Source organism: Microvirga brassicacearum (assembly GCF_008757455.1).
GTDB classification, from domain to species: domain Bacteria; phylum Pseudomonadota; class Alphaproteobacteria; order Rhizobiales; family Beijerinckiaceae; genus Microvirga; species Microvirga brassicacearum.
Map to the genome: position 1 here is coordinate 23,642 of NZ_VCMV01000020.1, position 13,847 is coordinate 37,488.

General features: G+C 61.7%; 11 protein-coding genes. 8 read left to right on the forward strand and 3 right to left on the reverse strand.

What is annotated here, in order from left to right:
• Positions 1-514: 514 nt before the first annotated feature.
• The 4 genes from FEZ63_RS13250 to FEZ63_RS13265 all read left to right on the forward strand — a co-directional run bounded on the left by FEZ63_RS13250 (position 515) and on the right by FEZ63_RS13265 (position 3,771).
• Entirely contained in the window at positions 515-1,300 is a 786-nt protein-coding gene (locus tag FEZ63_RS13250) for a pentapeptide repeat-containing protein (protein ID WP_150945171.1), read from the forward strand.
• Between the two features lie 91 nt (positions 1,301-1,391).
• Complete coding sequence (locus FEZ63_RS13255; protein ID WP_150945173.1) at positions 1,392-2,183, forward strand: GGDEF domain-containing protein; 792 nt, start codon at positions 1,392-1,394, stop codon at positions 2,181-2,183.
• 294 nt (positions 2,184-2,477) lie between these two features.
• On the forward strand, positions 2,478-3,137 hold the full coding sequence (locus FEZ63_RS13260; protein WP_150945175.1) for a CMD domain protein: 660 nt from the start codon (positions 2,478-2,480) through the stop codon (positions 3,135-3,137).
• A 31-nt stretch (positions 3,138-3,168) separates the two neighbouring features.
• Positions 3,169-3,771: an alkylhydroperoxidase domain protein gene (locus FEZ63_RS13265; RefSeq protein WP_150945178.1), complete on the forward strand. Its 603-nt coding sequence runs from the start codon at positions 3,169-3,171 to the stop codon at positions 3,769-3,771.
• A 74-nt stretch (positions 3,772-3,845) separates the two neighbouring features.
• On the opposite strand, the gene FEZ63_RS13270 is transcribed toward FEZ63_RS13265, so the two are convergent.
• A complete protein-coding gene (locus FEZ63_RS13270; RefSeq protein ID WP_150945179.1) occupies positions 3,846-4,052 on the reverse strand; it encodes a KTSC domain-containing protein in 207 nt (68 codons plus the stop codon).
• A 315-nt stretch (positions 4,053-4,367) separates the two neighbouring features.
• Here FEZ63_RS13270 and FEZ63_RS13275 point away from each other — a divergent pair, with 315 nt between their 5' ends.
• Together FEZ63_RS13275 and FEZ63_RS13280 are read left to right on the forward strand one after the other, a co-directional pair.
• Positions 4,368-5,564 carry an efflux RND transporter periplasmic adaptor subunit gene (locus tag FEZ63_RS13275; protein ID WP_201274169.1) on the forward strand — a complete coding sequence of 399 codons (1,197 nt, stop codon included), beginning with the start codon at positions 4,368-4,370 and terminating at the stop codon, positions 5,562-5,564.
• Between the two features lie 28 nt (positions 5,565-5,592).
• A complete protein-coding gene (locus tag FEZ63_RS13280) occupies positions 5,593-8,802 on the forward strand; it encodes an efflux RND transporter permease subunit (RefSeq protein WP_150945183.1) in 3,210 nt (1,069 codons plus the stop codon).
• Positions 8,803-8,859: 57 nt separating this feature from the next.
• On the opposite strand, the gene FEZ63_RS13285 is transcribed toward FEZ63_RS13280, so the two are convergent.
• Positions 8,860-9,444 carry a TetR/AcrR family transcriptional regulator gene (locus tag FEZ63_RS13285; RefSeq protein ID WP_150945185.1) on the reverse strand — a complete coding sequence of 195 codons (585 nt, stop codon included), beginning with the start codon at positions 9,442-9,444 and terminating at the stop codon, positions 8,860-8,862.
• Positions 9,445-9,749: 305 nt separating this feature from the next.
• A complete protein-coding gene (locus FEZ63_RS13290; RefSeq protein ID WP_244622790.1) occupies positions 9,750-10,259 on the reverse strand; it encodes a MarR family transcriptional regulator in 510 nt (169 codons plus the stop codon).
• A 369-nt stretch (positions 10,260-10,628) separates the two neighbouring features.
• Between FEZ63_RS13290 and FEZ63_RS13295 the strand changes: the two genes are divergently transcribed.
• Complete coding sequence (locus tag FEZ63_RS13295; protein ID WP_150945190.1) at positions 10,629-12,380, forward strand: type I secretion system permease/ATPase; 1,752 nt, start codon at positions 10,629-10,631, stop codon at positions 12,378-12,380.
• The gene (locus FEZ63_RS13300; protein WP_150945192.1) at positions 12,377-13,762 is read left to right on the forward strand and encodes an HlyD family type I secretion periplasmic adaptor subunit; all 1,386 of its coding nucleotides are present in this window, start codon (positions 12,377-12,379) and stop codon (positions 13,760-13,762) included. The genes FEZ63_RS13295 and FEZ63_RS13300 overlap by 4 nt, the downstream gene beginning before the upstream one ends.
• Positions 13,763-13,847: the final 85 nt, after the last annotated feature.

The window sequence follows — 13,847 nt, forward strand, 5'->3', positions numbered from 1 at the left end:
CACGCCGACGTAGAAGCCGGTCCAGGTGAAGACGGGCACAGCTGCGATGACCGGGGGAGGAGCATAGCGCGACGGCAGATCCGCAGCCTGGGCAGCGGAAGCAGCAATAGCCAGGGCTGCCGTACCGGCGAGCAGGCTGAGGAGAGTAGAGCGCATGGGAATTTCCCTTGTTCGTGTTTAGGAGAGCGCAACTTACCTAATGGCAGTCGATTTTCCTATGGCCATTTAGCAACAGCGCTAACAAAACATGAAATGCAACGACATAACATACTATTTAGATTTAATCATATTTACCGTTAGTTACATTGATGATTTGACCCTCTTCGATCCGTATGCGCTTTTTGATCTGCGTTTTTTCCAGTGGCAGCTGGGGAATGCACGAGGAGAGAACCTGACCCCGTCGCTTGTCGTCGGGGTCTTTTTTGGTCAATCGCCTCGCGCTGGGAGAATGGACCTTCCCGACCGGACGACGGCGCACCACATCTGTTGAAGACACGCCCCGAGGAGGTGCCGCATGCATCGGACACGCCCCAAGTCGCCTTCCATGCCCTTCGGCCGCCTTGCGCTTGCTTGCAGCATCGCGGCGATTGCGATGGCGCATGTGGAATCGGCGGAGGCCGGCTGTTCCGATGATCCTGGACCGCGAGTCAACTGGACGGGCTGCTCGAAGGCGCGGCGGATGCTCGCTGGCGATGATTTAACCGGAAGTATCCTCAGCAAGGCGGCGCTTGGCGCGAGCGATTTCGCCGGATCGACCATGGTGGGCGCGAAACTTGACGAGGCCGAGGTGACGCGGACCCGATTCGAGGGCGCGAACCTGTCGCACGCCGATTTCACCAAGGCAGTCGGCTGGCGCGCCAACTTCACGAAAGCGAACCTGTCCAAGGCCATTTTTATCGGGGCGGATATGAGCCGCTCCGGCTTCGTCCAGGCGAATCTCTCAGGCGCCAATCTTCGAAAGTCCGAACTGAACCGATCCGATTTCACGGGCGCCGACCTTACCGGGGTCGACCTGTCGCGCGCCGAACTGGCCCGGGTGACGTTCACCAAGGCAAAAGTCCCCGGCGTCAATTTCGGCTATTCCAATCTCTCTCGCGCCAATCTCGCCAATCTCGATCTGAATGCCGCGGACCTCACGGGAGCCTACCTGTTTCTCACGCAATTGACGGGCACCAATCTCTCGGGGGTCAAAGGCCTGACGCAGGCGCAGATCGATATCGCCTGCGGGGATGCCTCGACGAAGCTGCCGCAAGATCTGACGACCCCGAAGACATGGCCCTGTGCCGTGGAGCCTGAATGAGGCCACGATCGCGCAGGGCAAGTTGTCGCTAGCTCCACCTCGATGTCGGCATGGTATCAGACGGCGTCATCCAACGGCTTGGCAAATCTCGATGCGAAAATTTCCGAAATGGCTCAGTACGCCAACCATCACGACCGCAGCCGATCTGGCGCGCTACGTCGTGGTGGTGACGGCAATTTCGCTTGCGGTTGCGCTTGCCATCGATGTCGTCAGTCAGTTGATGTTCTTCACCGCATGGAGCGTCGCGCTCAGATCGTGGGCTTTGACTGTCTTCGCCGTGCTGGTCATCGCAGTTCCCGCGTCGCTGATCTTCGGTCGCGCGCAACGGGAGTTGCAACAATCGAAACGCGCGCTCGAGGTACTGAGCCGGACGGATTCACTGACGGGACTTCCCAACCGCCGCGCGCTCATGGAAGCAAGCGAATCGCCGGTCGCGCAAACGATGGTGCTGGTGATTGCGGATGTCGACCGCTTTAAGATGGTGAACGACACCCACGGACACCGCGTCGGCGATGCGGTGCTGCAGACCGTGGGCCGGATCATGGCCTCGCATCTCGCGCAGTTCGGGCTGGTGGGCCGCCTCGGTGGTGAGGAATTCGCGCTGATCTCCTCGACAGCGTCGGTGGAAGTGATCGTTCGGGCGCTGGATGAATTGCTGGGCATCGTGGCGAAAACACCGATCGTGGTGCCGGGCGATGCCGTTCGCGTCACCATGTCAGTCGGCGTCGCGGTTCGCTATCCCGAAGAGCCGTTCGAGCGCCTGTATTCAGAGGCGGACGAGGCGCTCTATCTGGCAAAGCGCGGCGGCCGAAACCGCATCGAGCTGTCCGCGCGGGCACGGGAAGTCTTCCCTGGGCGGGCGTCGCCACCGGCGCGGGCCTGATTCGAATCCGTTGCAATTCGTTCGTTCTGGAGAACGACCACGGGCGGCCAGACCTGTCCGCCGAGGCTCATACCCGCAGAATTGACCAACATTTTTGCGAAACCTGCTGCGTCGATGGTGTTTTGAAGAAATAGTTTCTCCGTTGGCGTGTTCTTGAAAAAGAACGTTCCGGTTGCCGTTCGGGATCGATTTGATGACAATGACTGGTGTGTGATGGCGCGCCTGCGGAGGTTGGCAACCGACCGCGCGACGCGTTGCTTTCGAAAGCGCGAATTCGAGTGGGAAGAGCAGATTATGAGTACACCGGCACCAGACGTTATCGACATTCTCGCCGACATCCAGCCGGGCTCGCATCTCGACGAGGTGCGGGCGTTGCGGCCGGAGGCACGGGATAACGCGCAGAAGAGTTATCGCGCACTCTTCGAGCCGGAAAACCCCGACGGCGTCACGACCGCGGAGCGCCACGCGGTAGCGACCTTCGTCGCCGGTCTTCATCGCCAGCCCACGGTGACCGCATTCTATGCGGCGGGTTTGCGCAAGCATGCTCAACCCGCTCAAGTGGAGGCAATCGAGGGCGAGATTTCACGCGGCGCGGTCCACGGTCCTTATGGAAAATTCCCCAGCGGTCCGCTGAGCCGCGAGGACAAGGAAGGGCTGATCTTCAAGGTGTCCGACGAGCATCGCGCGGTCCTCGGACCCAGGCTCTCCGCGGCGTTCGAGCACGCCCATCTGCTGGTGTTTCGTCCGCGTGACGCCAGCCCGCAGGCGCTGCAAAAGCTTCTCGATGCGGGATGGTCGACGGACGATATCGTGACCCTGTCGCAACTCGTTTCGTTTCTGGCCTTCCAGATCCGCGTGATCGCGGGCTTGCGCGCGCTTGCAAAGAATTCCGAGCGCCGTGTCGCGCGCGAGTCATCGCTCACCGCCGCATTGGCATCGGGCGGCAATCTCTAGGCCTTTGGCTCTACGCAAGGAGAGACAAGAAATGACGACGATTACCCATGTGGACAATGCCGAACCGACGGCCTTCACCCAGGACGATCTCGGATGGCTGCCCTGGCTCGAGCCGTTCCCCGCCGAGCAACTGACGGAGCGCCATTGGGCCGGGCTCGTCGATGCCTCGCGCTCGAAGTCGGATTACTTCATGCTGCTCGCGCGGGATCCCGATATCCTGCAATTTCGGACCAAGACCGACAAGGATATCTTCTACAACACGAAATCCGGCCTGCCGCGCGCCGAGCGCGAATTGGCCGCTGCCGCCACGTCGCGCTTCAACGGCTGCATCTTCTGCGCGTCCGTCCATGCGCGCTTTGCGACGCAGTTTTCCAAGCGTCGGGATGATGTGCAACGTCTGTTGGACGAGGGCGTCGGCGCGAAGATCGACACCCGCTGGGACGCCGTCATCGCCGCTTCCGTAGCGCTCACCGAAACGCCGGTCGCATTTGGCGACGAGCAGATTGATGCCTTGCGCGAGGCAGGGCTCGACGATCGCGAAATCGTCGACGTCATCAACGGCTCCGCGTTCTTCAACTGGGCCAACCGGCTGATGCTCTCGCTCGGCGAACCGGCGCCGCCCGAAAAGGGCTGATCGACGCGAGCGACGACCCGACGATCGCGAGAATCTGAACCGCGCAATCAGCGCCAGGCGAGCGGATGGCGGGGTCAATCACGCCGCTCCGTCGGGTACCGATCGCGTATCCGCTCGTTGAAGAATTGGCCTATGGAAGGCGCATTCAGGAACGCCTCGTAGACCGAGCGAGGCACGCCATAATAGGTGTAGGCGCCCGTTTCACGAAACATGACGTGCAGCTTGCGCGCACCGGCCTCGTACTCGATCTGCTGGATGACGCTTGATATGACTTCCGGCACTCCAACCTCCGCTCATCGCCTGTCCATCACACACGACCGCGCTGCGATCTGATCTCCGCTTCTTCCGACATGGATCGAACGGCCGACCGGTCAAGCGGGCGTGAGGCGCCCGTGCGTCACGCCGCCCGTCGCGTGCGCTGTCGCACATGACGGACGGGCAAGCCCGTTTATTTCATACCAAGCGATATGAAACCATTGACAGTCGCAATCCGGAACCGTACCTCACGATACAGTACCGCTCGGTATTCAATCGCGGTCAGAGACAATTTTTCAGAACTGGACGCTCCTATGCCTGGGTCTCCCAAAATCGGACTGATGAAGCCTCTGGGTGCCGTTGCCGTCGTCGTTGTGGCGGGCGTCGTGGCGTCATCGCTGATGCCGAATCACGCCGTCAGCGAGAGCAACAGCACCGGACGAGTCGCACAGGCAACGCCGGTGTCGGTGGCAGTCGTCGAGGCGCGACACGTGGCAACCTGGGAGGAATTTTCCGGGCGCCTGGAAGCGGTTGGACGGGTTGAAGTCAGGTCACGCGTTGCAGGCGCCGTCCAGGCGATTCACTTCCGCGAAGGCTCACTGGTGGAGAAGGGCGCTCTGCTCGTGACGATCGATCCCGAGCCTTACGCCGCCGAGGTGGAGCGGGCCGATGCGCAGGTCGTCGCCGCCGAGGCGCGGCTTTCATTTGCGCAGACGGAACTTGATCGCGGCTTGCGCATGACAGCCAACCAGACCATCACCCAGCGCGATCTCGACAGTCGCATGAACGGCGTCCGTGAGGCGGAAGCCAATCTGCGCGCCGCGAAGGCAGCGGCGAAGTCGTCGCGTCTCAATCTCAGCTACACGGAAATCCGCGCGCCGATCTCAGGTCGCGTCGGAAAAGCCGAAATCACTGTCGGAAACCTGGTCGCCGCCGGACCTGGCGCGCCTGTGCTGACGGTACTGGTGTCGGTCGATCCGATCTATGCCAGCTTCGACGCCGACGAGAACGTCGTACAGCGTGCACTCGATACGTTGTCGACCCGAGGCGATCGTCGCGGGAGCGTCGCCGACATTCCCGTCGAGATGACGCTGGGCTCGAGCGCAACGGTGGCGCGAGGCAAGCTGCAGTTGATCGACCACACAGTCGACGCTGCCAGCGGCACGGTGGGTGTACGGGCCGTGTTCGACAATCCCGACGGCCGCTTGATGCCGGGACAATTCACCCGCATTCGCCTCGGACACGCGAAGACCACTCCCGCCCTGCTCGTTTCCGAACGCGCGGTCGGCGTGGATCAGGACAAGAAGTTCGTGCTCGTCGTCGATGCGGATCTCAAGGCGGTCTATCGCGAGGTGAAGCTTGGTGCACCGGCGGACGGACTTCGCGTCGTGACCAGCGGCCTCGCCGCGGGTGAGCGGGTCGTCGTCAATGGACTGCATCGGGTCCGCCCCGGTGCTTTGATTGCGCCGCAGCCGGTCCCCATGGAAGCGAACGCGACAGGCCAGTTCACCGCATCGACCGTATCCTCTTCGAATTAATCGCCCTCGGGCGCTCCGGAACGACCTCATGAACATTTCGAAGTTCTTTATTGACCGCCCGGTCTTTGCCGGCGTCCTGTCGATGCTCATTTTCGTGGTCGGCTTGCTCGCGCTGCGCGTTCTGCCGATCTCGGAATATCCCGAAGTCGTGCCGCCGCAGATCGTGGTTCGCGCCCAGTATCCCGGTGCGAACCCGAAGGTGATCTCCGAGACGGTGGCCGCACCGATCGAGGAAGCGATCAACGGCGTCGAGGACATGCTCTATATGAGTAGCCAGGCGACGACTGACGGAACGATGACGTTGACCGTCACATTCGCCCTCGGCACCGATCCCGACAAGGCGCAGCAACTCGTCCAGAATCGTGTGTCGCAGGCCGAGCCGCGATTGCCCGAAGAGGTCCGGCGTCTCGGCGTGACGACGGTCAAGAGTTCGCCCGACCTGATGATGGTCGTGCATCTCGTCTCGCCGGATAACCGCTACGACATGACGTACCTGCGCAATTACGCGGTGCTCAATGTCAAGGATCGCCTCGCACGGATCGACGGGGTAGGGCAGGTGCAACTGTTCGGATCCGGCGACTATTCGATGCGGGTGTGGCTCGACCCACAGAAGATCGCCGAGCGCGGCCTTTCCGCCAACGAGGTGGTCGGCGAGATCCGCGCTCAGAACGTGCAGGCGGCTGCAGGCGTCGTGGGTGCGTCGCCGAGCGTGCCTGGGCTCGATCTCCAGCTTTCCATCAATGCGCAAGGGCGGCTTCAGGATGAGGAAGAGTTCGGCGACATCATCGTCAAGACCGGCGCTGGAGGCGAGATCACACGCCTGCGTGATGTTGCACGGCTGGAACTGGGAGCAGCCGACTACGCGCTGCGCTCGCTTCTGAACAACAAGCCCGCAGTCGCCATTCCGGTCTTCCAGGCGCCGGGATCGAACGCCATCGAAATCTCCGACAAGGTTCGCGCGGAGATGGCCGAGATCAAGGCCAACATGCCGGAAGGCGTCGATTTCGAGATCGTCTACGACACGACGCAGTTCGTCCGCGCCTCCATTGATGCGGTCGTCAATACGCTGCTCGAGGCGGTGCTGCTCGTCGTGCTGGTGGTCGTCCTGTTCCTGCAGACATGGCGGGCGTCGATCATTCCGCTTGTGGCGGTCCCGGTATCGATCGTCGGCACCTTTGCGGTTCTGCAAATTTTAGGCTTCTCGATCAACGCGCTCAGCTTGTTCGGATTGGTCCTTGCGATCGGCATCGTCGTCGATGACGCCATCGTGGTCGTCGAGAATGTCGAGCGGAACATCGAACAGGGGCTTTCTCCGCGCCAAGCGACGTACCGCGCCATGCAGGAGGTGTCGGGACCGATCGTTGCGATCGCGCTGGTGCTCGTTGCGGTGTTTGTGCCGCTTGCCTTCATCAGCGGATTGACGGGACAATTCTACAAGCAATTCGCCGTCACGATCGCCATCTCGACGGTCATCTCGGCCATCAACTCGCTCACCCTTTCACCGGCGCTGGCAGCCCTGCTTCTCAAGGCCCATGACGCGCCGAAGGATCGCCTGACCCGTATCATGGATGCGATGTTCGGTTGGTTGTTTCGTGGTTTCAACAAACTGTTCGACCGCGGCTCGAACGCTTACAGCCGCGGCGTTCGGCGTGCCATCTCGCGCAAGGCGCTGATGATGGTCATCTACGTGGCGCTGCTCGGTGCGACGGGATTCATGTTCAAGACGGTTCCGGGCGGCTTCGTGCCGGGGCAGGATAAGCAATATCTGGTCGGCTTCGCGCAGCTTCCCGATGCGGCCACGCTCGACCGAACCGAAGACGTGATTCGTCGGATGGGCGAGATCGCGCTGAAGCAGCCGGGCATTGAAAGCGCGATCGCGTTTCCGGGGCTGTCGATCAACGGCTTCACCAACAGCTCCAACGCTGGCATTGTGTTCGTCTCGCTGGCGCCTTTCAGTGAGCGTACGGACCCGAGCCTCAGTGCCTCTGCGATCGCCGCCAACCTGAACCAGCAATTTGCCGGCATCCAGGAGGCGATGATCGCGATGTTCCCGCCGCCTCCTGTGCAGGGCCTCGGCACGATCGGCGGGTTCAAGCTCCAGATCGAAGATCGCGCCGGCCTCGGATATCAGGCGCTCGACCGGGCGACGAAGGAGTTCCTGTCCAAGGCCTCTGCGGCGCCCGAGCTTGCAGGGCTTTTCTCGAGCTATCTGGTCAACGTCCCGCAACTCTATGCCAATATCGATCGCGCAAAGGCGCGCCAGCTTGGCGTTCCGGTTGCCGAGGTGTTCAGCACCCTGCAGATCTATTTTGGATCGCTCTACGTCAATGACTTCAACAAGTTCGGCCGCACCTATTCGGTTCGTGTTCAGGCTGATGCTCCGTTTCGGGCGCGCGCGGAGGATGTGGGCTTTCTGAAGGTTCGCTCAAACGGCGGAGAGATGATTCCGCTCTCGGCTTTGCTGAAAGTCCAGCCAAGCGCAGGCCCCGAGCGCGCGATGCGCTATAACGGATTCCTGTCCTCCGACATCAATGGCGCGGCCGCCCCCGGCTTCTCGTCGGGTCAGGCACAGGCGACGATGGAACGCATCGCGGCGGAGACCCTGCCGAAGGGCTTCAGCGTCGAGTGGACGGAACTGACATATCAGGAGATCCTGGCGGGCAGCTCCGGCTTTCTGGTCTTCCCGATCGCGATTCTGCTCGTCTTCATGGTCCTTGCGGCGCAATACGAAAGTTTGGCGCTGCCGGTCGCAATCATCCTGATCGTGCCGCTGGGATTGCTCGCGGCCCTGACGGGTGTCTGGCTCGCAGGCGGCGACAACAACGTGTTTACGCAGATCGGGCTGATCGTGCTGGTCGGTCTGTCGGCGAAGAACGCCATCCTCATCGTCGAGTTTGCGCGTGAACTGGAATTCGCCGGCCGCACACCGATCGAGGCCGCGGTCGAAGCGAGCCGGTTACGCCTTCGGCCAATCCTGATGACGTCGCTCGCCTTCATCATGGGCGTGGTGCCGCTGGTGTTGTCGACGGGAGCCGGCGCCGAGATGCGCTCGGCTATGGGAATCGCAGTGTTCTCCGGCATGATCGGCGTGACCGCGTTCGGCCTGTTTCTCACGCCGGTATTCTATGTCCTGATCCGGCGGATCGCGGGCAATCGGCCCCTCAGGCAACCGGGATTGGACCAGCCGGATATCGCCGCGTTGCCCCAGGCGGAAAAGATTGGAGCTTCGGCGCATTGAGCGCCGAAGCTCGATAGGGCAGGCAGCAAGCGCGCCTGGGTCGAAGCTTATGCTGATCTAAGCCGTCGGCCAGCCGCGCATGGCAAAATCGCTGACACGGTAAAGCTCTTCTCGTGACGCCCCTGAGGCCGCCTTGACGGCCATGCCGAGGGCAACGGAGATCACGTAGCGGGCGCAATCTGCCGCGTTTTCCCCCGCGGGGAGGTCGCCTTCCGCGCGTGCTCGCTCCAGTCGCTCGCGGAGAATGTCCTCATTGATCGTGCGACGCGCGATGAGTTCCTCTCGGATGGGCGCGCTCGCCTCGCTGCACGCCAGCGCACCGTTCACTCCAAGGCAGCCGGGCGGATGCATGGGATCCGTGAGCACGTCGGCGTAGCCCTCCAGGAGCCGCTGCACGGCTTCCTTGGCGGTCGGCGCCTGAAGCGCCTCCTTTGCGAAGCACAGGTGTTGGCGCTCATAGAGGTCGAGTGCCTTGCGGAAAAGGTCTTCCTTGTTGCCATAAGCCGAATAGAGACTGGGGCGCGTAATCCCCATCACGTCGGTCAGATCCGACATCGACGTGCCCTCGTAGCCTTTGCGCCAGAAAAGCTGGAGCGCGGAACACAACGCTTCGTCGACGTCAAATTCGCGAGGGCGACCCATTCGCTCGATCCTGTGGCAAGTCAGATTGTGGGATTAAACATCGAAGATCCGCATTTCATACTGTCCGATACAATATTAGGTTTGCCGGCCAAAATCAACTTGTCGTGCTGCTGCCGCAAAACTGCCTGAACTTGTGGCGACGCCGGTCGATGCCGGACGGAAGAACCGCGCCCGCGTTACCTCACCGACATCAAGCTGGCGCATATGGATCGACACCGCGGGCGAGTGACCTTCGACCCGCGGCTGCCGTGGGCTGGACAGTTGGAAATTCCTGTCTCAAGCGGCCGTACGATAATCGTCCAGAATCATAAAATCTGGGATTCCCCGTAGCGGAGGGTGTTGGACCACACCTGTTCAAGCCGCTTGAGGGTACGAAATGTCGTTTCGAGATCGCGCTCCTCCTCCTCGTCCCGCACGACGGAGCGATAATAGGCCTCGTCCGCTGCCCGAACCTGTTCGCACAAGGCACGGCCTTTTTGGGACAGACGGATGCGCGCGGAGCGGCGGTCGCGCTGCGAGGCATTGCGATCCACATAGCCGGTCTCGACCAGCCGCTTCAGATTGTAGGACGCGTTCGAGCCAAGATAATAGCCGCGGTCGATGAGATCGCGCACGGACAAATCATCCGTCCCGATGGTGAACAGCACCATGACCTGAGACGGAGAGAGGTCCTCGATTCCCAACCGGGTAAGATCGACCCGGAAGAGATCCAGCGACCGACGATGAACGCGTTCGATGAGGCGTAGCAGATCCAGGTGCGTGACGGCATTCGGTTCCGCGGCGGTCTCGGGTTGAGGGGGCGCCGGTAGGGACACGGGCACTCCATCTCGGAAGGGGGAAGACGGGACGGTCACACGACCGGCCGGATGAGCCTGCGTTAGACCCGGTAAGTCGTTATCGTTCCTAATTTCCATGCTTGGTTCCGCCGTTTCTGACAAACTAGTTTGAAATTCAAAATATTTTCCAAGCGTTCCCAAATTAATAGCCTTCTTCTTATGTTCATTTATTTGCCACAGATGATTTCTAAGTGACATCCCTCATCGCTAGTCTAGTTTGTATTTGAGGATCGTTGAGAGGCAGGACGTGTTTTCCTAAGTGCGCGACAAACGTGGGCAAAGTTTGACCACGAAAATTCGACACTTGGGCACGTGAACGTTGTGGCGATTTATCGGAGCTCCCCGCGCATGAAGAGAACCACGAAGTCCGGCCAGGCGGCGAACCTGATTCACGCCGGCCGGAAGGCATTTTTTACAGGACTCATTTATGCTGGCGCCCTGAGCGCGATCATCAACATGCTGCAGCTCACCGTGCCGCTTTTCATGCTGCAAGTGCACGATCGCGTGGTGAACAGCCAGAGCCTCGATACCCTCGTGATGCTGATAGTCGTCGCGGCTGTGGGGCTGATTCTCTATGGCGTGCTCGACTTCATTCGCGCTCTCACCTTTCAGGTGATGGGCAGCATTCTGCTCCGGAAGTTGAACCTTCCGGTCCTGCAAGCGGCAGTCTCGGCGTCGGTCGGGCGCGGCGCGACCCATGCGGCGCAGGCCATGCGCGATCTCAACGATATCCGCAACTTCATCACCGGCAACGCCATCAGCGTGCCGCTGGAAGCATTTTGGTCTCCGATTTTCCTCGCGGTGCTGTTCGCCCTGCATCCGCTCTACGGCTTCGTCGCGCTTATTTCCGCAATCATCCTTGTGGTGCTGAGCCTCCTGTCCGATTTCCTGACTCGTCGGGCGCTGAAGCGCGCCAACGAATCAGCCATCGACAGCCTGAGCGAGATCGGCGGATCACTCCGTCACGCGGAGGCGATCGAGGCGATGGGGATGTTGCCGGCGCTGGCCCGGCGCTGGCGTGGCGCACAGCTCCATACGCTCGACCTTCTCGATTCGGCGACGCGACGCGGACGGGCATTGTCGTCTCTGACGCGCACCTGTCGCTACGGGATGCAGATCGTGGTGTTGTCGGTCGGCGCGACGCTCGTGATCAAGCAGGAGGTCAGTGCGGGCTCGATGGTGGCCTCGAGCATCATCATGGGCCGCATGTTGCTGCCCTTCGACACGATGGTGGACGGATGGCGGCAGTGGGTCATGGCTGGCACCGCCTGGAAGCGTGTGCGCGATCTGCTCGAAAACCAGACGCCGCAACGCGACACCGTGCCGACTCCGCGCACCGAAGGCGACCTGGTGGTGGATCGCCTGGTCTATGCGCCGGGGGGATCCGACGTGCCGGTGCTGAAAGGGCTGTCGTTCACGCTTTCGCCCGGCGAAGTGCTGGGGATCGTCGGCCCTTCGGCGGCTGGAAAATCGACGCTGGCGCGTCTGCTCGTCGGCGTCCTGAAACCGACCTCGGGCGGCGTTTATCTCGACGGTCACAACGTGTTTCTGTGGGAGCGTGCGTCGTTCGGCGAAATGGTCGGCTATGTTCCGCAGGCTGTGTCGCTGCTCGACGGAACCATTCGTGACAACATCGCCCGAATGGGGAAAGCCGATCCCCGAATGGTGCTCGAGGCGGCGCGCTTCGCCAACGTGCACGACATGATCGGCAGGCTTCCCGGAGGCTACGACACCACACTGGGCGACGGCGGCTACATGCTGTCCGGCGGGCAACGGCAACGGATCGCGCTGGCGCGCGCGCTCTACGGACGGCCCCGCTTCATCGTGCTCGACGAGCCGAACGCCAACCTCGATACCGAAGGCGAACGCGCGCTGATGCGGGCGATCGATGCCATGCGGGCGGACGGCGCGATCGTCATCCTGATCGCGCACCGACCCTCGATCATGCAGATCGCCGATAAATTGCTGGTGCTGCAGGACGGTCGGATCAGCCAGTTCGGCCCGCGCACCTCGATTGCCGGGATCATCGATCCGGACGAGAAAGCCGTGGCCCAAACCAGAAGCGGCCCGGCTCTTTCTGTTCAAAGGAGCGCTAAATGAAACGCGACGTCGAGATCATTGCTCGCCCGACAAAAATTCCCGCCACCGTGCCGACCGGCATGACCACATGGGCGGAGCGCTACGAGACGGAAGAACCGAAACCCCCGTCACTTCGGGGCCCGGTCATCGCCGGACTGACGACGATCTTCCTGGGGCTAGGGGGATTCGCCGGCTGGGCGTTTTCGGCCCAGCTCGACAGCGCAGCGGTGGCAACCGCGACGGTCGTCGTCGATTCGAAACGCAAGACGGTGAGCCATCTCGAAGGCGGCATTCTCAAGACGCTGCTCGCCCAGGAGGGCGACGTGGTGAAAACGGGACAGGCCGTCGTACGCCTCGACGACACGCAGCCGAGGGCAGAACTTGAGCAGCTGCGCGGCAAGCGGCTCGGGCTGGAAGCTCGGCTCGTGCGCCTGCGCGCGGAGCAGGCGGGTGAGACAGAGCTCATCTTCCCGCCATCGCTGCGCGCCTCCGTCAGCCCGATCCTCGACGAGATCATCAACGCGGAACGCAAGCTGTTTGCAGCCCGGCGCCAGATGTATGCCCAGAAGGTCGAAATCCAGCACAAAACCATCGAGCAGCATCGGGCGGAACTGCGTTCCGTCCAGGCGCAAACCGACGCCAACACGCGGCAAGCCGAACTGCTGGACCGTGAGCTCAAAGCCATCGCGGGGCTGGTGGAAAAAGGCTACGCGCCGCGTCCGCGCCTCACGGAACTTCAGACGCGCGAGAGTGAACTTATCGGGCGCGCCGCCGAGCTGATTTCCCGCAAGGCGAAGGCCGAGCAGGCGATGGCTGCGGCCGAACTCGAGATCATGTCCATCGCGAACGATTTTCAGCAGCAGGTCGGAGCCGATCTCCAGATGTCGCAGCTCGATCTCGCCGACACGTCGGAACGCATGAACGCCGCCAACGACATCCTGCGCCGGGTCGATGTGGTGTCGCCGCAGGATGGAATTGTCACCAATATCCGGACCCGCACGCCGGGCGGCGTTATCTCGCCTGGGCAACCGATCCTCGACATCATTCCTGAGAACGAGCCGCTGATTGTCGAAGCGAAGATCGGTCTACGCGACATCGATTCGGTGCGCGTGGGCGCGCCGGTGCAGGTGCGTCTCACCGCCTACAACAACCGCAGCACGCCTCCGCTCGCCGGCCGGCTGACCTACCTGTCCGCCGACCAGCAGATCGACGAACGCAACGATTCGGCGTTTTTCATCGCACGCGCAGAAATCTTTTCCGAGAGTCTCGCGCAGAATTCTTCAGTGGCGCTCTATCCCGGCATGCCGGCCGAGGTGCTGGTGCTTAACAAGCCGCGCCGCGCCATCGATTATCTCATCGCTCCGATCACCGAGAGCTTCAACCGTGCGTTCCGCGAGGAATAATCATCCGTAATAAGTATCTGATGGGGCTGCCAAATGATGCGGCGCTCCAAAATAGTTCTGTTTTCGAGCTAATTTGAAAGCGATG